Consider the following 21,584-nt stretch of genomic DNA (forward strand, 5'->3'; position numbering starts at 1 on the left):
ATAGCCAACGGCCGCGGCCTCGCCTACCGGATAATCTCGTGATGATCACCGACGACGGCTGCGAGCTGTGGACCTCGGCGACCGGCCCGGGCGCACCGATCCTGTGCTGCCACGGCGGTCCCGGCCTGTGGGACATGTTCGGCACCCTCGATCTCGGGCCGCGTTTCCGGTTGATCAGGTGGGACCAGCGCGGTGCCGGGCGTTCGGACGCGCGTGGCCCGTACACCCTCGAACGGATGGTCGCCGACGTCGACGCCGTCCGCGAGTGGCACGGCCTCGACCGCGTCCCGGTTCTCGGGCATTCGTGGGGTGCGCATCTCGGTCTCCTCTACGCGCTCGCGAGACCGGAACGGGTGAGTGCTCTCGTGTACGTGTCGGGTGTCGGCCTCGGTCACGCCTGGCACGCGGAGTTCAAGCGGAACTTCGAGCGGGTGGCGGGGGAGAAGCCTCGCGGCGAAGGGCGCGAACGCGCGATGTGGCAGTGGGCCGCGGATTTCGTGACCGGCGGTGCGCGCCATGCCGAAGCGATGGCGACGCCCTGGTTCCCGGTGAACTACGAGGCGAACGCGGCGCTCAGCGAGGAGATGCGGACCGTGCCGGAGCGGGAGCTGATCTCGGCCTGCGAGTCGCTGCGGGTGCCGACGCTGATCGTGGACGGGATGGCCGACAACCGGCCCCGGTGGGCCGTCGACTCCTTGGAGCGGGCTCTGCCGTCGGTGCGGCGGGTGCGGTTCGAGGAGGTCGGACACGTGCCGTGGCTGGAGGCGCCGGACGAGTTCCGTTCTGCCGTGACCGAGTTCCTGACCGCCTCGCATTGTTCGGGGTGAAGGGGGCTTTCCCGCAACGGAGGCCGGTTGCGAAGCCACTTTCGCAACGTCGGATCGTGCAGGCGTGAGGCGAATTCCGGCGCCCGCGGAGGCGTGTCGCGAAAGCCACTTTCGGGACATCAGACGTCCCGAAAGTGGCTTTCGCGACGCCGCTCATCGACTCATGACGGTCAGGCCTTGGTGATCGGCTGCTGCAGCTCGGTGACCCATTGGTCCCCGTCCTCCGGGCACTCGAGGTAGAACTCCCGCGCCGGGCCGCTCGCGCGATACCCGTGGGCGTCGACCCACTTCGCCAGCGCCTGGTAGCTGGGGAGCACGGTCTCCATCGATCCCCGGTGCAGGATCGTCGCCGCGGTCGCGACTTCGGCGAGGCGGACCGTCGAGAATCCTTCGGTGCCATCGGTTTCGGCCGAGATCGGAACCGCGGCGTGGATCAGCACCCGTTCGCCGTCGGCGTCGTCTTCGTAGTAGGCGAGCAGCGGTCCGGACGGCGTGATCGGGCCGAGCGCGCCGAACAGTTCCTTGTAGAGCCCTTGGACGACGGGCCCGATCTCGGTGTTCACGTAACCGCTCGCCGTCGCGGTCAGTTCGGCGACGCGCACCGCGGGCAGGCTTTTGACGACGACGTCTTCGGAAGGCATGGTTCCCTCGCTTTCGATCGACCGGAGCCTCGCTTCGACGGCCTTGAGCCGCGCCTCGTCGGCCTCGATGGCCGCTTCGAGTTCGGCGCGGCGCAGCCGCAGCATGCCGCGCAGTTCGTCCGCGCCGATCTCCGCGTCGAGGATCTCCTGCACCTGGGTGAGGGTGAAGCCGAGATCCTTGAGCGCGATCACCCGGTTGAGCCGGGCCAGCTGCTCGCCGCTGTAGGACCGGTAGCCGCTGAACGGGTCGACGTGGGCGGGGCGCAGCAGCCCGATGGCGTCGTAGTGACGCAGCATCCGGACCGATACCCGGCCGTGTTTGGCGAAATCTCCGATACTGAACATGACGCCTCCCAGCGCACAGCCTGACACGGTGTCACAGTCAAGCGGTCACCGCACGAGCCGGAAGAACGACCGCACCTCCTCGGTGAACACGTCGGGCTGTTCGAACGCCGCGAAGTGGCCGCCCCGGCCGAGTTCGTTCCAGTACCGGATGTCGGTGAAGCGGCGCTCCGCCCAGCGGCGGGACGGGCGCGGGGTCTCGCGCGGGAAGATCGAACAGCCGGTCGGCACGGTGATGGTGTCCACAGTGGACTCGGCGAACCAGCTCGACACCTCGGCGAAACTCTCCCAGTACAACCGGGCGGACGAGGCGCCGGTGCCCGTCAGCCAGTAGAGCGTGATGTCGTCGAGCATCGCGTCGCGGCTCAGCGCGTTCTCCGGATGGCCGTCGCAATCCGTCCACGACTGGAACTTCTCGACGATCCATGCGCACAGCGCGACCGGCGAGTCGGCCAGCGCGTAACCGATCGTTTGCGGCCTTGTCGCCTGCTGGATCGCGTAGCCTGAGCCGTCGGCCTTGGCTCGCTCGAGGTCGGCGAGCGATTTCCGTTCAGATTCGGTCAGCTCGTCGAACGTCGCCGGGTCCGGCGCCGCCAGCGGTGGGTTGAGGTGGATCCCGGCCAGCCGCTCGGGTGCCGTCCGGCCCATGAGCGTGGTGATGCTGGTGCCCCAATCGCCGCCTTGGGCGCCATAACGCTCGTACCCCAGGTCCTCCATGAGGCGGATCCACGTGTCGGCGATGCGCTGGATCGACCAGCCGGCCCGCGTGGGTTTGTCGCTGAAGCCGTACCCGGGCAGGGACGGGACGACGACGTGGAAGGCGTCCGCCGCGTCCCCGCCGTGAGCGACCGGATCGGTGAGCGGGCCGAGCACGTCGAGGAACTCGAAGACCGAGCCCGGCCAGCCGTGGGTGAGCACCAGTGGCAGCGCGTCCGGATGCGGGGACCGGACGTGCAGGTAGTGGATACCGAGCCCTTCGATCTCGGACCGGAACTGGGGGAACGCGTTGAGCCGCGACTCGGCTGCCCGCCAGTCGTAGGTCTCCGCCCAATAGGCGCACAGTTCACGCAGGTAGGCGGCGGGTACGCCCTGCGACCAGTCGTCGACGGTCTCGTCTTCGGGCCAGCGGGCACGGCGGAGCCGGTCGCGGAGGTCTTCGAGATCGGCCTCCGGGATCCGGGCTTGGAAGAGCGTGCTGTCCATGCCGGCTGACGCTAACGAAGGGGTCCGACAATTCCCGGTTTGGCGGTCCGTCGCCCGTTGACCGAGGACAGGTCAGCGAGCTATTCTCGATATACGAAAGAAAGTTTCCGCATAGCGAAATAACAGAGGTTTCGATGGCTGATCTTGCCGGTTCGCGCCACGCGCTGCCCTACGTGCTGAACCTGTCGCTGGTGTTCACCGAGTTGCCGCTGCTCGACCGTGCGGAGGCGGCGCGCGCGGCGGGCTTCACCGCGGTCGAGTACTGGTGGCCGTTCGAGACACCGGTGCCGGACAGCGCCGAGGTCGACGCCTTCGTGGCGTCGGTCGAGCGGGCGGGCGTCGCGGTGACCGGGCTGAACTTCTTCCCCGGTGACATGGCGGGCGGCGATCGCGGCCTGGTCACCTGGCCCGGTCGTGAGGACGAGTTGGCCCGCGGCATCGCCTCGGCGATCGACCTGGGCGAGCGGCTCGGCTGCCGCCGGTTCAACGCGCTCTACGGCAACCGGATCGACGGCGCGGATCCGGCCGCGCAGGACAAGCTCGGTCTCTCGAATCTGGCGCTCGCGTCGGACGCGGCCGCGCGCATCGGCGCCGAGATCGTCCTGGAGCCGTTGTCGGGGGCGGAGAAGTACCCGCTCAAGACCGCGGACGACGTACTGAAGGTGCTCGACGAACTCGGGCGGGACAACGTGAAGCTGCTGGCCGACCTGTACCACCTGGCGGTCAACGGTGACGACCTCGACACGGTCATCACCGTCCACACCGGACGGATCGGCCACGTGCAGATCGCCGATGCCCCAGGGCGCCACCAGCCGGGGACCGGAACGCTGGACATCGAGGGATACCTGGAAAAGCTGCAGACGGCGGGCTACCGCGGGCAGGTCGGCGTGGAGTACAAACCCGACGGGCCGAGCGCGGAATCGCTGTCGTGGCTGCCTTTCGAACGAAGGGGACTGGCATGACCAAGCTGGGATTCATCGGCCTTGGGATCATGGGCGGGCCGATGGCGGGACACCTCGTCGCCGCCGGCCACGAGGTGAGCGGATTCGACACGAACGCCGAAGCGCTCGCGAGGCTGGAGGCCGCGGGCGGCCGGGCCGCGAACGGGGTGACGGACGCCGTGGCGGACGCGGAGGTCGTCATCACCATGCTGCCGAACCACCCGCAGGTCGAGGCCGTCGTGCTCGCGGCGGGCGGGGTGCTGGAGTCGGCGAAACCGGGCACCCTGCTGATCGACATGAGCACCATCCGGCCGGAGACCTCCATCGAGGTGGCCGAGCGGGCGGCCGAACGGGAGATCCGGGTGCTGGACGCGCCCGTTTCCGGTGGCCAGGCCGGAGCCGAGCAGGCTTCACTGTCCATTATGGCCGGTGGCGATGGCGAGGACTTCGCCGCGGCGCTCCCGATCCTGGAATCGGTCGGCAAGACGATCGTCCACGTCGGACCGCACGGCGCAGGCCAGGTCGTCAAGGCCGCGAACCAGCTGGTGGTCGGCGGAACCTACGCGCTGATCGCCGAGGCCATCGTGCTGCTCGAAGCCTCCGGCGTGGACGCAGGTGTCGGGCTGGACGTCCTCGCGGGCGGCCTCGCGGGCAGCCGGATCCTCGAACTGAAGCGGAAGTCCATGGTGGCGCGGGAATTCGCGCCGGGCTTCCGGATCGATCTGCACCACAAGGACATGGGCATCGCGCTCGCCGCCGCCAGGCAGGCGGATGTCGCGCTACCGCTCACCGGGCTGGTCGCCCAGCTCGTCGCCGCCGGACGGGCGATGGGCCACGGCTCGCTCGATCACTCCGCACTGCTGAAGGTCGTCGAAACGCTGTCCGGCGCGGAAAACAAGGAGTGACGCATGCCAAGAATCCCCGCCATGCAGGCCGTCGTCGACGTCCTGGTCAGTGAGGGCGTCGACACCGCGTTCGGCTGCCCCGGCGCCGCGATCCTCCCGCTGTACCACGCGATGCAGGACAGCGGGATCGAGCACCTGATCGTGCGCCACGAAGAGGGCGCGACCCATATGGCCGACGGCTGGGCGAGGACCACCGGCAACGTCGGCGTCGCGATCGGTACCTCCGGACCCGCCGGGACGAACATGATCACCGGTCTCTACACCGCCCAGGCCGACTCGATCCCGATCCTGTGCATCACCGGGCAGGCCGATTCGCGGAAGCTGCACACCGAGGCGTTCCAGGCCGTCGACATCGTCGAGATCGCCAAACCGGTGACGAAATGGGCCGTGCAGGTCAAGGAGGCGGCCCAGCTGCCGTGGGTGTTCCGTGAGGCGTTCCGGATCGCGCGGTCCGGCCGCCCGGGGCCGGTGCTGATCGACCTGCCGATCGACGTCCAGCGGCAGGAGATCGAGTGGGATTCCAGTATCGACTCGCCGTTGCCGGTCACGAAGGCGACGCCGTCGCCTGCCAGGGTCGAGCGCGCGCTGGACCTGTTGCTCGCCGCCGAACGGCCGCTGATCCTCGCCGGTGGCGGCGTGGTGCTCGGCGACGCGAGCGACCGGCTGCGCACCGCGGCCGAACTGCTCGGCGTCCCGGTCGGCGTGACGTTGATGGGCAAGGGGACCTTCCCCGAGGACCACGAACTGTTCGCCGGCATGGCGGGGATCCAGACCTCGCAGCGCTGGGCGAACGCGGCCTTCCTCGAAGCGGATCTGGTGCTGGCGCTGGGCGCGCGGTTCGGCGACCGGCACACCGGTGACCTCGACGTCTACCGCGGGAACCGGAAGTTCATCCACGTCGACATCGAGCCGACGCAACTGGGCAAGGTGTTCGGGCCGGATCTCGGCATCGTCTCGGACACGGGCGCCTTCCTGGACGCGCTGATCGAGGCGGCGTCGAAGCGTTCCCCGGCGCGGGATCGGGCGTGGCCGCGGCGGATCGGCGAGCTTAAGGAGAGCCTGCCGCGACGCGAGGACTTCGAGGACACGCCGATCAAGGCGCCCCGGGTCTTCAAGGAGATCAACGAGTTCTACGGCGAGGACGCCTACTTCGTCACCGCGATCGGGCTCTACCAGATCTGGTCCGGGCAGTTCCAGCGCGCGCACAAGCCGCGGCACTATCAGGTGTGCGGCCAGGCCGGACCCCTCGGCTGGGAGATCCCGGCGGCGATCGGGGTCAAGAAGGCGAAACCGGACGCCGAGGTCGTCGGCGTCGTCGGGGACTACTCGTTCCAGTTCCTGGTCGAGGAGCTGGCGGTCGCCGCGCAGTACGACGTCGGGTTCGTGCTGATCATGCTGAACAACGAGTACCTCGGGCTCATCCGGCAGGCCGAGACCGGCTACGAGATGAACTTCGAGGTCGACATCCACTACGACAAGATCGGCACGGACAACGTGAAGGTCATGGAGGCCTACGGCTGCTCCGGCACCCGCGTCTCCGAACCGGGCGAGATCCGGACATCGCTGGAGTGGGCGCGCAAGGAGGCCGAGCGGACGTCGCGGCCGGTGCTGGTGGAGATCATGATCGAACGCGAAGGGAACGCCGCGATGGGCAAGGCGCTCGACAGCGTCGTCGAGTTCGAACCGATCGCGGGCTGACGACGGTGTCCCGGCGGGCCGCCCGCCGGGACACCGTCATGCGGTCAGGCCTTGCTCTGGTCGTTGCTCAGCCATTTCTCCGGCCGGACGCGGACCAGCACGGAGTTGTCGCTGAGCGCGCCGTCGACGTACTTCGTGCCCTCTTCGCCGGGCAGGTAGCGGTGCGCGATCTTCAGCGCCTGCTCCCTGGTCGGCGGCGCGTCGTTGGCGACGACCGGACCCTCGGCCGTCACGTACTTGTAGGGGAAGGTCTCCGTCTGCGCGACCAGGCTGAGCCTGCCCGCCTTCTTGATCGCCTTGTCCTTGACCGAACCGCCGTCCATCCAGATCAGGAGTTCGCCGCCGGGCTCGTAGTCGTACCAGACCGGCACGGCCAGCGGGGCCCGGCCTTCCCGCTCCACGGCCAAGACCCCGATGTGGACCTCGCTCAGGAAGGCTTCCCGTTCTTCGGCGGTCATGACGAAAGACGACATCCGTGTCTCGCTTCTCTCGGTTGGTGAACTACGAGAAGCGATAACGCGGCCGGTCTTCGGGGCATTCCGGGAACCCCCGAGGGTCAGACCGACTCAGCGCCGGTGTTCCCCTTGCTCTTATGTCGCGAAGGGCCCCTTTGAGACCTTCATCGTCTCAAAGGGGCCCTTCACGACATACCCACGACCGGCGAAGGTCACGTGAGCGCCCGACTGGGCACGAGCGTCACGGGGTGGGGGAAGCGGTGGTGCTGGTCGGGCTCGTCTCACCGGTGTTCTCGGCCGGGGTCGAGGCCGGCGGCGCGGAAGACGTGCTGGACGGAGGAGGCGTCGTCGAGGGCGGCGGCGTGCTCGAAGGCGGTGTCGACGAGGGAGGCGTCGACGAAGGCGGGGTGCTGGTCGGCTTCGAGGGCGACGTGCTGCTCGGCGGTGTGGTGCTGCTCGGCGGGAGCGACGTGCCGGGCTGCGAGGTCGGCGGCGGTGTGGTCGTGCCGGGCGGGGGAGTGCCGGGCAGGGTCGGCACCGGGACCTCGCCGCCGGGCGTGCCGGCGGCGACGTCCGGGGAATCGGGAGCGCCGACGGGCACCTGGCTGTCCGGCGTGGTGGCGACACCGCCGCGGTAGGCGACCGCCCATCGGATCACGGTGTCCACATAGGACAGTGAGTGGTTGTAGCGGTATACGGCCACTCGCTGCGTCTGCTCGGACGTCAGGTCGACGCCGCCGGAGCAGAGGTACCGGCCCGAGGCGAGCGTCGCGTCGTAGATGTTGTTCGGGTTGGACTCGCCGTCGCCGTTGCCGTCGGAGGCGTATCCCTTCCACGTCGACGGGATGAACTGTGTCGGGCCGACGGCGCGGTCCCACACCGTGTCGCCGTCGAATTTGCCGCCGTCGGTGTCCGGGATGGCGGCGAACGGCCCGGCGCCGTTGAGCTGCGGGCCGAGGATCGGTTCGAGGGTGTCGCCCTTCGCGTCGACGTAACCGCCGCGTGCGTGATTGGACTCGATGCGGCCGATACTCGCGATCAAGGCCCAGTCGATGTGGCAGCCGGGCAGTTCCTTCGCGAGGATGTCAGCCGCGTTCTTGTACGCCTTCATCATGCTGGCGGGGATGCCGAGCGCGCCCGAAGGCGCGAACGCGCCGCCGACGTTGCCGCTGTAGCCGGGGACGGTCAGCGGGTCCGGCGTGGGCGGCTGGGGGAGGCTGCCGTCGACGGCGATCTCCGGGACCGTGCCCGCGGGCGGCTGCCAGGCCGCGGCCTGGTTCTGCGGTGCGGCCGGTTTCGGCGCGGCGACCGGGGCGTCCGGGCCCGCCGACGCGGTGACCGCGGGCAGGACGGCGAGCGCGCCACCGGCGAGCGCGAAGGCCGTCCGGTGCCGGGCGGACAACTTGTCCGTCTGTCGAGGGCGGTGCTTCGGCATGTTCTCTCCCGCTAGGTCGACTCCGGGCAAAACTATCCGATACAACCGAATTTCGGGGACGACGCAACGAAAAACCCGCGAACCTGTCGAGTTTTCGTCCGCCCGGCACAAGACCTTCGTAGTGAAGTTGTCAATTTCACGCTGAGTTCACCGAAACGTCAGCAGAATCCTCGGTCGCTCCGCGGCGGTGGTCTGAACCGCATGCAAAGAGACCTTTGCACAATCTCCTTTGCACGGCTACGTTGGTGCCATGACCGGTCCGCCGCCACCCGAAGAGATCGCCGACGCCGCCGTGCTCAAGGCGGTGATGCACCCGCTGCGCCGCCGGATCATGGAGGCGCTGGGCCGCGGGCCCGCGACGGCGACGAAGCTGGCCAAGGAACTGGGGGAGAGCTCGGGCGCGACCAGCTACCACCTGCGGGAACTGGCGAAGTACGACTTCGTCGACGAGGCACCGGAGCTCGCGCACGGCAAGGAGCGTTGGTGGCGCGCCCGGCCGCGCGACATCCGCTGGCCCCGGCACAGCGAGCAGAACGACGAGATGCGCGCCGTGTTCGACGAGGCCCAGCGCGCCGCGTTCACCGAGGACCTCGAGCAGCTGGCGCGTTTCCTCGAGCGGCGCGGTGAGCTGGGCGAATGGGGTGACGCGCTGGTGTTCTCCCGCGGCTCGGTCCATCTGAACCTCGAAGAGCTCAAGGAGTTCTTCGACGAGTACCTGGACCTGTTGCGCCGCTACTGGCGGCCGGAACCCGGGCCGGACGCGCGGAAGGTGCTCGTGCGCTGGGCGGCGTTCCCGGACGCCGACGGGGAGGTGAGGGAAGGGAAGTGAGAAACCGGTGGGAGAGCGGCCACTCGACCACCGGTAACGCGTCACCACGCCGGACGGCGTGTCTTCACGAACGACTCCACAGACAAGGGGGAGCAGCATGCTGCTCTGGAAGAGGATCGCGGCCGTCTGCGCCGCGGCGGGCCTGCTCGCGGCGGGGACCGCGACGGCCGCGCAACCGCCGGACGGGGTATCCCGGCCGGACGCCACCATCCGCTACACCGAGTACGGCATCCCGCATATCGTCGCGAACGACTGGGCGGACCTGGGCTTCGGGCAGGGGTTCGCCGCGGCCAAGGACAACATCTGCGCGATCGCGGACGTCGCGGTCACGACGCGGGCCGAGCGTTCCCGCTGGCTGGGGCCCGACGCGCCGCCGACGAGCGGGGTGAGCCAGGCGAGCACGAACCTAGCGAGCGACCTGTACTTCCAAGGCCTGAACGACAGCGGGGTGATCGAGCGGCTCCTTTCGGCGCCCGCGCCGCGCGGACCGTACCGGGAGGTCCGCGAACTGATCCGCGGGTACGTCGAGGGGGTCAACAAGTACCTGCGCACCGGTGAGATCACCGATCCGGCCTGCCGGGGCGCCGGCTGGCTGAAGCCGATCACCGAACTCGACGTCCACCGGCACGCCCACGCGGTCGGCATGATCTTCGGACAGGGCGGTGTCGCGGACTCGATCACCGCGTCGCTGCCGGGTGCCCCGCCGGCGGGCGGCGGCACCGAACAGATGCTCGGGGAGACCGGGATCGGCAGTAACGCGATCGCGGTCGGTTCGGCCGCGTCGGCGAACGGACGTGGCGTCTCGCTGGCCAACCCGCACCTGCCGTGGCAGCTGAGCGGGACCAGGCTGTGGCAGTCGCAGCTGACGTTGCCCGGCAAGCTCAACGTCAGTGGTGCCGGTATCCCCGGTATTCCGCTCATGTGGCTGGGGCACAACGAAACCGCCGCCTGGAGCGGGACCGCGACCGACACCACGCGTACGTACACGCTGTTCGAGCTGAAGCTCGTGCCCGGCTCACCGACGACGTATCTGGTCGACGGGAAGCCCGAGCGGATGCGTCGTCACGACGTGAGTGTCCTGTCGCGCAAGGCGGACGGCACTCTGGAACGGGTCGTACGTCCACAGTGGACTACCCGATACGGCCCGGTGACGACCCGGCTGGGACAGCGGGAACTGCCGTGGACGGCGTCGGCCGCGTTCGCCATCGCGGACGCCAACGCCACGAACCTCGGGATGACGAACTCGATGTTCGCGATCGCCCGCGGCCGGACGGCGGTGGAGATGATCGGCGCGGTCCGCGACACACAGGGGCTGCCGTGGATGAACATCCTCGCCACCGACGACCGCGGCCGGGTGGAGTTCAGCCAGATCCACGGGGTCCCGCACGTCACCGACGAGAAGGCGGCGCACTGCAATACCCCGCTGGGCAAGGAACTGTTCGAGGCCGACGGCGTGGCAGTGCTCGACGGCGCCAAGACGTCCTGCGCGTGGGGCCGGGATCGCGACGCGCTGCGGCCGGGCGTCTTCGGCCCGTCCAGCCTGCCGAGCCTGAGCCGCACCGACTACGTGGCGAACTCGAACGACAGCTACTGGCTGCCCAATCCCGCGGTGCCGAAGACCGGTTTCCCCCGGATCGTGGGCCCGGTCCGCTACGAACAGAACATGCGGACGCGGGGCGGTTTCGTCGAGATCGCCGACCAGCTGAAGAAGGGCGGCTTCACCGGGCAAGCGATGCGGGACCTGATGTTCTCGCACCGGGACCACGCCGCCGAACTCGTCCGGGCCGACGTCGTCACGATGTGCCGCACGATGCCGGGAATGGAGGCCGCGTGCGCCGCGCTGGCGGCTTGGGACGGCCGTTCGGACGCGGACAGCCGGGGCGCGCTGCTGTTCGACCGGTTCTGGGCACTCGTCGATCGCAGGGGACCGTCGATCTGGAAGGTACCGTTCGACGTCAAGGATCCGGTCCACACGCCGAACACCCTCGACACGGGTAACGCGGCGATCCGCAAGGCGCTTTCCGATGCCGTCGCGGAGTTGCGGGCGGCGAAGATCCCGCTCGACGCGCCGTACGGCGACAACCACTACGTCGTCCGTGACGGCCGGAAGATCCCGCTGGGCGGCGGAACCGCCGGACGTGGTGTCTACGACTCGCTGGGCGGGCCGTGGGATCCGGCCCGTGGCTACACCGAGTTCACGCACGGCGGGACGTACTTGCACGTCGTGGCGTTCAACGGCACCGGCTGCCCGGACACGACGACGCTGACGACCTATTCGCAGTCCGCGAACCCGAAGTCGGCGCACCACAGCGACCAGACGGAGCTGTACTCGCGCAAGCAGTGGGTCACCGAACGGTACTGCGAGAAGGACATCCTCGCGTCGCCTTCGCTGGAGGTCGTCCGGGTGAGCAGGCGATGATCGCCGCGTTGCTCGCGGCCGTCGTGGCGGTCTCGTCACCGCTGCCCGCCGCGGCTCCGGACGGCGAAGTCTCGTTCACCAGCCACGGGGTCACCTTGCGGGGAACGGTGGTCGCGCCGGCGGGCGGCGGTCCGGCGCCGGGCATCGTCATGGTGCACGGCTCCGGCGAACACGACCGGGACGATTACCGAGCCGAGGCGGAATCCTTCGCGAAGGCGGGGATCGCGACCCTGATCTACGACAAGCGGACCGAGGGCTATTCGCTGTTCGAGCGGGACTACTCGGTCCTGGCCGACGACGCTCTTGCCGCCGTCCAGGCGTTGCGCTCACATCCGGGGGTGGATCCGGCTCGCGTCGGGGTGTGGGGCCTGAGCGAAGGAGGCTGGGTCGCGCCGCTGGCGGCGTCGAAGTCGAAGGACGTCGCCTTCGTGGTCACGGTCGGGGCCAACGGCGTTTCGCCCGACCGCCAGCAGTCGTGGGCCTTCGAGACCTACCTGCGCCGCGGCGGGGTCACCGGTTCGATGGTGGACATGGTGTCGTCGACGAACATGCGCACCCTCGCGGGCGCCGGCGTGTTCCCCGAGGCCGGATACGACCCGGTCCCGGTGCTGGAGCAGGTGCGTCAGCCGGTGCTCGGCCTGTGGGGTGAACTGGATCGGCTCACCCCGCCAGGCGAGGCTGTCCGGATCTTCCGGGAGACGCTGGACCGAGCCGGAAACCGGCAGTACACGCTGAAGGTGTTCCCGCAGGCCCAGCACGGCCTCCGGCGGACGACCGATGGTTTCGACAAGCTCGACGGGTTCGCTCCCGGCTACCTCGATCTCGTCGCGAGCTGGGTGAACGGGGCGAAAGAAGGGCCGTCGGCCGACCCGCCGCCGGTCCAGGCGAGCCAAAGCGCCGCGCTGGCACCGCTCGCCTGGTACGAGGCGCCGTGGGTGCAGATCGGGGTCTGGGCGCTGGCGTTGCTGGCGTTCGCGGCCTACCCGGTGACGGCGTTGTTCCGCCGTCGCAAGGAGGTTCCGCTCGCCAGGCCCGCACGCTGGCTGGCGTCGGCCGGCCTGCTCGGGACGGTGGGATTCCTCGTCTACTACGTCGTGCTGACGACGGGGGCGGCGATGGCGCCGGGTCCGGTCCTTTTAGGACGGACGTTGCCGTGGCTCGCGCTGCAGCTGGTCGCGGCCGGGGTCGTCGCCGCCGGAGCGGTGACCGCGGTCTCGTGGTGGCGGAAGAAGGAGCGCGGGGGAGTGCGCGTCGGCCTGCTGCTGACCGGGGCCGTGCTGTTCGTCCCGTGGGCCGTCCACTGGGGACTGCTGGTGCCGTGAAATGAGCCTGGGTGCCGGGCGGCCACCCGGCACCCAGGCGAACGGAAGCCGCGTCACCACGCCCGAGGGCGTGTCTTCACGAACGGACCTCCGGGTCAGAAGATACTCAGGACTTCGGGGTGACGGCGAACCGGCGCAGCTGCAGCGCCGGGTTATTGGCGCGCACCTCGGAGATCCGCTCGGCGGAGACCTCGCCGGTCGCGGTGCCCGTGCGCTCGCCGAGCGAGGCGACGACGACGCCCATCGGGTCGACGATCATGCTGTGCCCCGAACCCGCCGGAGCGCCCTGCCCGGCCGCGACGAGGTAGATCGTGTTCTCGATCGCCCTGGCCCGGACCAGCGTGGTCCAGTGGTCCTCTTTGAGCGGACCCGGCATCCACTCCGCGGGCAGCAGCACCGCGTCCGCGCCCGCGTCGACCAGGCGGCGGGTGACCTCCGGGAACCTCAGGTCGTAGCAGGTCTGGAGACCGAAGGTGATCCCGTCGACCTCGAACGTCTCCGGGGCTTCGATGTCGCCGGGCCGGACCAGTTCCGATTCGCGGAAACCGAAGGCGTCGTACAGGTGCAGCTTGCGGTAGAGCGCGGCGATCGCGCCGTCGGGGCCGGCCGCGACCAGCGTGTTCGAGATCCGCTCGCCGCCGGGGAGCGCTTCGTTGATGCCCGCGACGACGGTGATCTGCCGGTCCTTCGCGAGGCCGCGCAGTTCGGTGACGAACGGCCCGTCGAGTTCTTCGGCCGAGGTCACGAATTCCCGGCTCATCGTCGGTACGGTGAACAGCGAGTACTCGGGCAGGGCGACCACCCGCGCACCGCGGTCGGCCGCTTCGCCGACGAGGGAGGCGACTCGGGCGAGGTTGGCTTCCTTGTCGTTGCCGGGCGCGAACTGCGCCACCGCGACGTGCACCATGGGACCCCTTCCAATCAGTGGAACTCTTGTATACATGATGGATACTTGGCTGGTCCAGGTGTAGGCTCTGTCGCGGAAAGTGACGGAATAGAGGGGGAACGAGATGACTGTGACCGCCGAAGGGGGCGGCCCGGCGCGCGAGCGGGTCTACACGTGGCTGCGCGACGGAATCATCTCGGGCGAGCTGGAGGGCGGCCGCTTCCTCGACGAGATGTGGGTTTCCGGCGTCGTCGGTGTTTCCAGGACACCGGTGCGCGAGGCGTTCCACCGCCTGGCCGCCGAGCGGTTCATCAGCCTCCTGCCCCGCAAGGGCGCCCAGGTGCGCACGGTGACCTCCAGGGAACTGGAAGAGGTCTACCAGAGCAGGCGGCTGATCGAAGGGCACGCCATCGCCACGCTCTGCGCGAACCGGGCGGGCGCTCCCGCCGAACTGCCGGAACTCATCGAAGCGATGGTGAGCTCCGGGGCCGAACGCGACTGGTTCGCGGTCTCGGGGTTCGACCGCCGGTTCCACCGCGCCATCGTGAACGCCGCGGGCAACACCGTCCTGACCGAGCTGTACGACACGCTCCGGTCCCGGCAGCAGCGGGTCACGGTCCGCGCGCTGGAAGCGCGCCCGGAGCGGCTGACGGTGATCAACGAGGAACACCGGGCGCTGGTCGCCGCCCTGGACGCCCATGACGTCAAAGAGGCGTCGCGGCTGCTGGAGGAGCATCTGCGCCCGGTGTCCGAAGTGATGTCGGCGCTGCCTCAGGAAGGCTGACCCGGCGGGACTCGGCGAGCGTCGGCTTTCTGGTTCGATGGAGCTGGAGAGGGCGCGGGAGCCCCTGCGGGGCGCCATCGCACTGGAACGGACAGGCTGGGGGCCTGATGGGACTCGAAAAGGTCGTCGGCGTCATGCGTGACAACCTCACCGTCCGGCGCGTGTACGGCGAGCCCGTGGAGAAGGACGGCGTCGTGGTCATCCCGGCCGCGAGCGTGATCGGCGGCGGAGGTGGCGGGCACGGCGCCGAGCAGGACAAGGAAGGCGAGGGTGGCGGTTTCATCCTCGCCGCGCGGCCCGTCGGCGCGTACGTCCTCAAAGGCGGTGAGGTGCGCTGGGTCCCAGCCGTGGACTTGACCTTCCTCGGAGCGGTGCTCGCGGTCATGGTCGCCGCGATCCACCGGCGCCGGTCATCCCGGCGAGGATCAGCTCGATCCCGGTGAGGAACTGCGCCCGGTCGTCGTGCTCGCGGGCCTCGGCGGCGACGGCCCGGAGGAAGGGGAACTCGCCGGGATCGAGTTCTTCCCAGGCGTTCGCCGCCGCGTGGAGGAATTCGGCGCGGTCCACCCCGGGCCCGGCCACCCGCGAGTTCGCCGCGTTCTGGCCCGCGGCGCCGAAGATGTAATGCACCAATGCCGAGGTCGCCGTGAACCAGGCGGTTTCGGGGATGCCCAGCGCGCTGACGCGCTGTCCGATGCCTTCGAAGATGCGCGGGGTCACCGAACCTCGAGGGCTACGGGAAAGCTGGAGGGCGAGCTGCGGGGAAAGCCACGGGTGCCGCTCGATCGCTTCGAACAGACCGAGCCCGATGGCCAGGATCTCGTCCTCCGGTGAGCCGCCGGCCTCGACGCTCAGGGCGGTGGCGATGACGGACGCGGTCGCGGCGTCGAGCAGTGCGCCCTTGTTGGGCACGTGCCAGTAGATCGCGCCGGGGCCGGTGGCGAGGCGCTCGGTCAGCGTCTTGAAGGTCAGCCCGCGCTCGCCCGCCGCGTCGAGCAATTCGACGGCGGCCTCGACGATGCGCTCGCGGGACAGTGCCTCCGCGCGTGTCCGTGGTGCCATGCCGGTCATCCTGGCAGAGCGAGGTTCGCCGTCGAGCGGACGCGGACCGGCGGCTTTCGGGTTAGTTTCCCTGTATGGCGAAAAGCTCGGCGGTGGAGATCGAGGTCGGCGACCGGACGGTGCGCGTCTCGAACCCGGATCGCGTCTACTTCCCGGCACGGGGCGAGACCAAGCTCGACCTCGTGCGGTACTACCTCGCCGTCGGCGACGGGATCGTGCGGGCGCTGCGGGAACGGCCGTGCATGCTGCACCGGTTCCCGTCCGGCGTTTCGGGGGAAAAGGTCCATCAGAAGCGGGTACCGAACGGCGCTCCCGATTGGCTGCAGACCGTCCGCGTCGACTTCCCCTCCGGCAGGCACGCCTACGAACTGTGCGTCACCCATCCCGCGGACGTGATCTGGGCGGTGCAGATGTCGACCGTCGAGTTCCACCCGTGGAACTCCCGCCGCGCCGACACCGAACGCCCCGACGAATGGCGGATCGACCTCGACCCGATGCCCGACTGCCCGTTCTCGACCGTGCGGAAGGTCGCCCACACGGTCCACGAGATCCTGGACGAACTCGGGATCACCGGCTGGCCGAAGACCTCCGGCGGGCATGGCCTGCACGTCTACGTCCGGATCGAGCCACGCTGGGGTTTCCAGGAGGTCCGCCGGGCGGCGCTGGCCTTCGCGCACGAGGTCGAGCGCCGGATGCCCGGCGAGGTCACCACCACCTGGTGGCGCAAGGACCGTGACCCCTCGAAGCTGTTCGTGGACTACAACCAGAACGCCCGCGACCACACCATCGCGAGCGCGTACTCGGTTCGCGGCGTGCCCGAAGCCGTCGTCTCGACGCCGATCCGGTGGGACGAGATCGACGACGTCGAACCGCGTGAGTTCACCATCGCCACCGTGCCCGCGCGCTTCGCCGAACTCGGGGATCTGCACGCGGGCATCGACGACACCGCGTACTCGCTCGACACCCTGCTCGAGTGGGCGGACCGCGAAGGCCTCGACACCGACGGCGAGTGACCTCCCCGCATTTAGTCCTCTAAATGCGGGTCGGCTGGGGCCGAGTGAGGGGTTGCGAAAGCCACTTTCGGGACACCAGACGTCCTGAAAGTGGCTTTCGCGACGCCTGCGAGCTCGCGCCTCTCCGCATTTAGAGGACTAAATGCGGAGAGGGGGAGGGTCACTTGCCGACGTAGGCCGCCAGGTGTTCGCCGGTGAGCGTCGAAGCGCTCGCGACGAGGTCGGACGGCGTGCCCTCGAAGACGATCTTGCCGCCGTCGTGGCCGGCGCCGGGGCCGAGGTCGATGATCCAGTCGGCGTGCGCCATGACCGCCTGGTGGTGCTCGATCACGATCACGGACTTGCCCGCGTCGACGAGCCGGTCCAGCAGGCCGAGCAGGTTCTCGACGTCGGCGAGGTGCAGACCGGTGGTCGGCTCGTCGAGGACGTAGACGCCGCCCTTGTCACCCATATGCGTCGCGAGCTTCAGCCGCTGCCGTTCACCACCGGAAAGCGTGGTGAGCGGCTGGCCGAGGCTGAGGTAGCCGAGCCCGACGTCGTCGAGCCTGCTGAGGATGGCGTGCGCGGCCGGGATGCGCCCGTCGCCCTCGCCGAAGAACTTCACGGCCTCGGACACCGGCATTTCGAGCGCTTCGCTGATGTTCTTGCCGCCGAAGGTGTACTCCAGCACCGACGCCTGGAACCGCTTGCCGTCGCATTCCTCGCAGGTGGTCGCGGTACCCGCCATGATGCCGAGGTCGGTGTAGATGACGCCCGCGCCGTTGCAGTTCGGGCAGGCGCCCTCGGAGTTGGCGCTGAACAGCGCCGGCTTCACCCCGTTGGCCTTGGCGAAGGCCTTGCGGATCGGTTCGAGGAGGCCGGTGTAGGTCGCCGGGTTGCTCCGCCGCGAGCCGCGGATGGGGGTCTGGTCGACCGAGACCACGCCCTCGGAGGCGGGGATCGAGCCGTGGATCAGCGAACTCTTGCCGGAACCGGCGACACCGGTGACCACGCACAGGACGCCGAGCGGGACGTCGACGTCCACGTTCCGGAGGTTGTGGCGGTCCGCGCCGCGGATCTCAAGTTTGCCGGTCGGCTTGCGGACGCTGTCCTTGAGCGACGCCCGGTCGTCGAGGTGCCTGCCGGTGATGGTGTCGCTGGCGCGCAGGCCTTCGACGGTGCCCTCGAAGCAGATCGTCCCGCCCGCGGTACCCGCGCCGGGCCCGAGGTCGACGACGTGGTCGGCGATGGCGATGGTCTCCGGCTTGTGCTCGACGACCAGCACCGTGTTGCCCTTGTCCCGCAACTGCTGGAGCAGGTTGTTCATCCGCTGGATGTCGTGCGGGTGCAGCCCGATGGTGGGCTCGTCGAAGACGTAGGTCACGTCGGTGAGCGAGGAACCCAGGTGCCGGATCATCTTCGTGCGCTGCGCCTCGCCGCCCGAAAGCGTGCCGGACGGCCGGTCGAGGGAGAGGTAGCCGAGACCGATGTCGACGAAGGAGTCGAGAGTGTGCTGGAGCTTCTCCAGCAGCGGCGCGACCGACGGCTCCTTGAGCCCGCGGACCCAGTCGGCGAGGTCGCTGATCTGCATCTTGCAGGCGTCGGCGATGTTGATCCGCTTGATCTTCGACGAACGCGCGAGCTCGCTGAGCCTGCTCCCGTCACATTCGGGGCAGGTGGCGAAGGTGACCGCCCGGTCGACGAACGCGCGGATATGCGGCTGCATCGCCTCGCGGTCCTTGGACAGGAACGACTTCTGGATCGTGGGGATCAATCCCGAGTAGGTCAGGTTGATGCCCTCGATCTTGAGCTTGACCGGCTCCTTGTAGAGCAGGTCGTTCAGCTGCCGCTTGGTGTACTTCTTGATCGGCTTGTCGGGGTCGAAGAAGCCGCAGCCGCGCAGGATGCGGCCGTACCAGCCGTCCATGGAGAAGCCGGGGATCGTCAGCGCGTGCTCGTTGAGGGACTTGCTGTCGTCGTACAGCGCGCTGAGGTCGATGTCGTTGACCTGCCCCCGGCCTTCGCAACGAGCGCACATACCGCCGGTGATGCTGAACTCGCGCCGTTCCTTCGTGGTCCGCCCGCCCTTCTCGACGGTCACCGCGCCCGCGCCGGAGATCGACGCGACGTTGAAGGAGAAGGCCTGCGGCGAGCCGACATGGGGCTTGCCGAGCCGGCTGAAGAGGATGCGCAGCATGGCGTGGGCGTCGGTGGCGGTGCCGACCGTGGAGCGCGGGTCGGAGCCCATCCGCTGCTGGTCGACGATGATCGCCGTGGTCAGGCCGTCGAGCACGTCGACCTCGGGCCGGGCCAGCGTCGGCATGAAGCCCTGGACGAAGGTGCTGTACGTCTCGTTGATCAGCCGCTGCGACTCGGCGGCGATCGTGTCGAAGACCAGTGAGCTCTTGCCAGAACCGGAAACCCCGGTGAACACCGTCAGCCGTCGCTTCGGCAGCTCGACGGCGACGTTCTTGAGGTTGTTCTCGCTCGCGCCCAGCACGCGGATCAGGTCGTGGCTGTCGGCGGGGTGCTGCTCGGGCGGCTGCGGCCGGGTGGTCTTGCGCATCTTCTCTCCATCCTCATGGGGGCCGCGTGCACTGTCCGTCAGCCTCACCGGGCTCGATCTAACCAGGTTCGAGCCGTTCGTCCTCGTCGATGGTCACGCTAGGTGAGTGCGGAGGCCGCGCGCTTCTCGATTCCTGACCGGTGACGTTCAGACGCTCCAGCCTTCGCTCTTCGTCGCCTTCAGGTAGTCCTCGACCGGCGGGCTGACCGGCCTGCCCTCGTACTGCGTCGACAGCACCACCGACGACCGGATCTCGCCGTGTTTGCCCAGCCGTTCGAAGAGGCCTTCGAGGTGTTCGAGCGACACGGCCCGCACCTTCAGCATGGTGCAGCGGTCGCCGCTGAGCCGGTGCAGCTCCACAACCTCGGGATAGTCCTCGGACTTGCTGGTGCGCAGCAGGCAGCTGCCGAGCGAGCAGCGCATCTCGACGAACGCCTGCAGGCCGTACCCGGCGCGGTTGGCGTCGACCTGGGCGCGATACCCGGTGATGACCCCCGCCTCCTCCAGCCGCCGGACCCGTTCGGCGACGGCGGGGGCGGAGAGGTTCACGCGGCGGCCGAGTTCCTTGAACGAGAGCCGCCCGTCGCTCTGGAGCGTTTCGAGGAGCCGCCAGTCGAGGTCGTCCAGCGCCCTTTCCGATCGTAAGGTCATACCGCCCGGATTCCTTCCATCATGCGCCTCGCACCCCCGCGAGGCCTTCGACAGCCTATTCGCCGCGGCGCCCGGAATCCTTAGGTTTGAAGCATGAAACCGATGTTGGCGCTCTTCATGGGCGTCGCCTGTCTCAGCACCGCGGTCGTCGGCCTGTCCACCACGGCGGCGCTGATCGTGGTCGAGCACGCCGGCGCGGCGTGGAGCGGGCTGCCGAACGCCGTGCTGGTACTCGGTTCCGCGGCGGGTTCGCTGTGGTCCGGGGCACTGGCCGCCCGCTACGGCAGGCGGCTCGTCCTGGTGCTGATGTACGGCGCCGCGGTGGCCGGCGCGCTGATCTCGTTCGCCGGCGTGCTCGGCGGATCCGTGCTCGCGCTGGTGGCGGGGATGCCCTTGATCGGCTTCGGCAACAGCGGCGCGCAGCTGTCCCGGTACACCGCCGCCGACCTGTCGCCCGAGCACCGCAAGGGATTCGCACTGTCCACAATGGTCTGGGCGGGGACCGTCGGCGCGATCGCGGGTCCTGCCCTGATCGCACCGGCCGCGGCGAAGGCGGAAGCCGCGGACCTGCCTGCCCTGTCCGGCCCGATCGTGGCGGGCGCGATCGTCGTGGCCATCGCCGTGGTCGCCGTCGCCACCCTGCCGCGCGGCCTCGCCGCCCCGGCGGAAGGGGTGCCGAGGCGGGAGCGGATGTCCGTGCGGAACCCGGCGATCCTCGGGCCGCTCGTGGCGATGGTCGGCGCGCAGCTGGCCATGGTGGCGGTGATGACGATGACACCGGTCCAACTGCACCAGCACGGTCAGGGACTCGAAGTCGTCGGCTGGGTGCTGAGCGCCCATCTGGCCGGGATGTTCGCGCTGGCGCCGTTGTCCGGCTGGATCGCCGACCGCTGGGGCGGCCGCGCGACCATTTTCGGCGGGATCGGCACGCTCGCCGTCGCGGCGATGACCGTCATCGCCGCTCCCGCTTCGCATCACGTGGGAATCCCGGTCGCACTGTTCCTGCTGGGCTACGGCTGGAACCTGGTGTTCGTCGGCGGCAGCAGCCTGCTCAGCCGCGATCTCCCGCCGGCTCAGCGGACGAGGGCGCAGGGCACGGTCGACGCCTTCGTCTGGGGGACCTCGGCTGCCGCGAGCCTGCTCGCCGGGCAGCTCTTCGGCCTGGGCGGATACGTTCTGGTCGCGGTCGCGGGCGGGCTGTGCGCCCTCGTCCCGCTCGCGGTGATCGGCCGCCGGGTGCCCGCGCCGGATCCCGCCGAAAAAGCCGGGCTCCGCTGATCTGCGAAACCCGGGGCCTGCCGTCATACTGCTTCACTCCGACACGAACGAACCCGTGATGACGCAGATCACGTGGGTGACCGATTCGGAGGGTCCTAGGGTGAAAGCAGACAGGATGCGGGAGATCGGGGGTGCACGATGAGCGAGTTCGCGGTGAATCTGCGGGACCGGGTACGGCAGGCGAGGGAAGACGTCCAGATCGCCAAACAGGCCTCGGACGAGGACAGGGCTTCGGCCGTCGGCGCCGATCTGGCCAACCTGGAGCGACTGGCCGCCGAGCACGGCGTGGAACTGCCGGAGCAATCCTCTGGTGACGTCCGGGCGTGACCCCGGGTTCCGGGCCGGTGA

General features: G+C 69.3%; 20 protein-coding genes. 12 read left to right on the top strand and 8 right to left on the bottom strand.

The annotated features are described in order from the left end of the window. The first annotated feature begins 41 nt into the window (after window positions 1-41). Window positions 42-827 (top strand): alpha/beta fold hydrolase, encoded by a 786-nt coding sequence (locus tag ACXIZN_RS10225; protein ID WP_457953904.1) that lies wholly within the window; start codon window positions 42-44, stop codon window positions 825-827. A 170-nt stretch (window positions 828-997) separates the two neighbouring features. Here the strand turns inward: ACXIZN_RS10225 and ACXIZN_RS10230 are convergent, their stop codons facing one another. Together ACXIZN_RS10230 and ACXIZN_RS10235 are read right to left on the bottom strand one after the other, a co-directional pair. After that, window positions 998-1,813 (bottom strand): MerR family transcriptional regulator, encoded by an 816-nt coding sequence (locus tag ACXIZN_RS10230; RefSeq protein WP_457953906.1) that lies wholly within the window; start codon window positions 1,811-1,813, stop codon window positions 998-1,000. Window positions 1,814-1,858: 45 nt separating this feature from the next. Then, window positions 1,859-3,013: an epoxide hydrolase family protein gene (locus ACXIZN_RS10235; RefSeq protein ID WP_457953907.1), complete on the bottom strand. Its 1,155-nt coding sequence runs from the start codon at window positions 3,011-3,013 to the stop codon at window positions 1,859-1,861. A 134-nt stretch (window positions 3,014-3,147) separates the two neighbouring features. Between ACXIZN_RS10235 and ACXIZN_RS10240 the strand changes: the two genes are divergently transcribed. Genes ACXIZN_RS10240 through gcl form a run of 3 tightly spaced genes read left to right on the top strand, consistent with a single transcriptional unit; the run spans window position 3,148 to window position 6,557 of the window. Beyond that, window positions 3,148-3,975 carry a hydroxypyruvate isomerase family protein gene (locus tag ACXIZN_RS10240; protein WP_457953909.1) on the top strand — a complete coding sequence of 276 codons (828 nt, stop codon included), beginning with the start codon at window positions 3,148-3,150 and terminating at the stop codon, window positions 3,973-3,975. Then, entirely contained in the window at window positions 3,972-4,859 is an 888-nt protein-coding gene (locus ACXIZN_RS10245) for a 2-hydroxy-3-oxopropionate reductase (protein WP_457953910.1), read from the top strand. The genes ACXIZN_RS10240 and ACXIZN_RS10245 overlap by 4 nt, the downstream gene beginning before the upstream one ends. 3 nt (window positions 4,860-4,862) lie before the next feature. Next, entirely contained in the window at window positions 4,863-6,557 is a 1,695-nt protein-coding gene (gcl, locus tag ACXIZN_RS10250; protein WP_457953912.1) for a glyoxylate carboligase, read from the top strand. A gap of 44 nt (window positions 6,558-6,601) precedes the next feature. Here gcl and ACXIZN_RS10255 read toward each other — a convergent pair whose 3' ends face one another. Both ACXIZN_RS10255 and ACXIZN_RS10260 read right to left on the bottom strand, forming a co-directional pair. Beyond that, a complete protein-coding gene (locus ACXIZN_RS10255; protein WP_126734573.1) occupies window positions 6,602-7,030 on the bottom strand; it encodes a pyridoxamine 5'-phosphate oxidase family protein in 429 nt (142 codons plus the stop codon). A 223-nt stretch (window positions 7,031-7,253) separates the two neighbouring features. After that, entirely contained in the window at window positions 7,254-8,447 is a 1,194-nt protein-coding gene (locus ACXIZN_RS10260; RefSeq protein ID WP_457953914.1) for a lytic transglycosylase domain-containing protein, read from the bottom strand. A 250-nt stretch (window positions 8,448-8,697) separates the two neighbouring features. On the opposite strand from ACXIZN_RS10260, the gene ACXIZN_RS10265 reads away from it, so the two are divergent. The 3 genes from ACXIZN_RS10265 (at window position 8,698) to ACXIZN_RS10275 (ending at window position 13,017) form a co-directional block, all read left to right on the top strand. Next, window positions 8,698-9,276: an ArsR/SmtB family transcription factor gene (locus ACXIZN_RS10265; protein WP_457953915.1), complete on the top strand. Its 579-nt coding sequence runs from the start codon at window positions 8,698-8,700 to the stop codon at window positions 9,274-9,276. Between the two features lie 97 nt (window positions 9,277-9,373). Beyond that, on the top strand, window positions 9,374-11,695 hold the full coding sequence (locus ACXIZN_RS10270; protein ID WP_457953916.1) for a penicillin acylase family protein: 2,322 nt from the start codon (window positions 9,374-9,376) through the stop codon (window positions 11,693-11,695). Further along, window positions 11,692-13,017, top strand: coding sequence for an alpha/beta hydrolase family protein (locus ACXIZN_RS10275; protein WP_457953917.1), 1,326 nt, complete (start codon window positions 11,692-11,694; stop codon window positions 13,015-13,017). The genes ACXIZN_RS10270 and ACXIZN_RS10275 overlap by 4 nt, the downstream gene beginning before the upstream one ends. A gap of 106 nt (window positions 13,018-13,123) precedes the next feature. Here ACXIZN_RS10275 and ACXIZN_RS10280 read toward each other — a convergent pair whose 3' ends face one another. Continuing rightward, window positions 13,124-13,924 carry a carbon-nitrogen hydrolase family protein gene (locus tag ACXIZN_RS10280; protein ID WP_457953919.1) on the bottom strand — a complete coding sequence of 267 codons (801 nt, stop codon included), beginning with the start codon at window positions 13,922-13,924 and terminating at the stop codon, window positions 13,124-13,126. 103 nt (window positions 13,925-14,027) lie between these two features. Between ACXIZN_RS10280 and ACXIZN_RS10285 the strand changes: the two genes are divergently transcribed. Together ACXIZN_RS10285 and ACXIZN_RS10290 are read left to right on the top strand one after the other, a co-directional pair. Continuing rightward, window positions 14,028-14,687: a GntR family transcriptional regulator gene (locus ACXIZN_RS10285; protein ID WP_457953920.1), complete on the top strand. Its 660-nt coding sequence runs from the start codon at window positions 14,028-14,030 to the stop codon at window positions 14,685-14,687. A 107-nt stretch (window positions 14,688-14,794) separates the two neighbouring features. Continuing rightward, entirely contained in the window at window positions 14,795-15,130 is a 336-nt protein-coding gene (locus ACXIZN_RS10290) for a sporulation protein (protein ID WP_457953921.1), read from the top strand. Here ACXIZN_RS10290 and ACXIZN_RS10295 read toward each other — a convergent pair. Beyond that, a complete protein-coding gene (locus tag ACXIZN_RS10295) occupies window positions 15,069-15,749 on the bottom strand; it encodes a TetR/AcrR family transcriptional regulator (RefSeq protein ID WP_457953922.1) in 681 nt (226 codons plus the stop codon). The genes ACXIZN_RS10290 and ACXIZN_RS10295 overlap by 62 nt on opposite strands. 74 nt (window positions 15,750-15,823) lie before the next feature. Between ACXIZN_RS10295 and ligD the strand changes: the two genes are divergently transcribed. After that, entirely contained in the window at window positions 15,824-16,762 is a 939-nt protein-coding gene (ligD, locus tag ACXIZN_RS10300) for a non-homologous end-joining DNA ligase (protein WP_457953923.1), read from the top strand. Window positions 16,763-16,922: 160 nt separating this feature from the next. Here the strand turns inward: ligD and ACXIZN_RS10305 are convergent, their stop codons facing one another. Both ACXIZN_RS10305 and ACXIZN_RS10310 read right to left on the bottom strand, forming a co-directional pair. Further along, complete coding sequence (locus ACXIZN_RS10305; RefSeq protein ID WP_457953924.1) at window positions 16,923-19,307, bottom strand: ATP-binding cassette domain-containing protein; 2,385 nt, start codon at window positions 19,305-19,307, stop codon at window positions 16,923-16,925. Between the two features lie 147 nt (window positions 19,308-19,454). Next, window positions 19,455-19,958, bottom strand: coding sequence for an Lrp/AsnC family transcriptional regulator (locus tag ACXIZN_RS10310; RefSeq protein WP_457953926.1), 504 nt, complete (start codon window positions 19,956-19,958; stop codon window positions 19,455-19,457). 93 nt (window positions 19,959-20,051) lie between these two features. On the opposite strand from ACXIZN_RS10310, the gene ACXIZN_RS10315 reads away from it, so the two are divergent. Then, window positions 20,052-21,236, top strand: coding sequence for an MFS transporter (locus ACXIZN_RS10315; protein WP_457953927.1), 1,185 nt, complete (start codon window positions 20,052-20,054; stop codon window positions 21,234-21,236). 138 nt (window positions 21,237-21,374) lie between these two features. Continuing rightward, window positions 21,375-21,563, top strand: coding sequence for a hypothetical protein (locus tag ACXIZN_RS10320; protein ID WP_125683248.1), 189 nt, complete (start codon window positions 21,375-21,377; stop codon window positions 21,561-21,563). Window positions 21,564-21,584 lie beyond the last annotated feature (21 nt).

This window comes from Amycolatopsis sp. TRM77291, assembly GCF_054166285.1.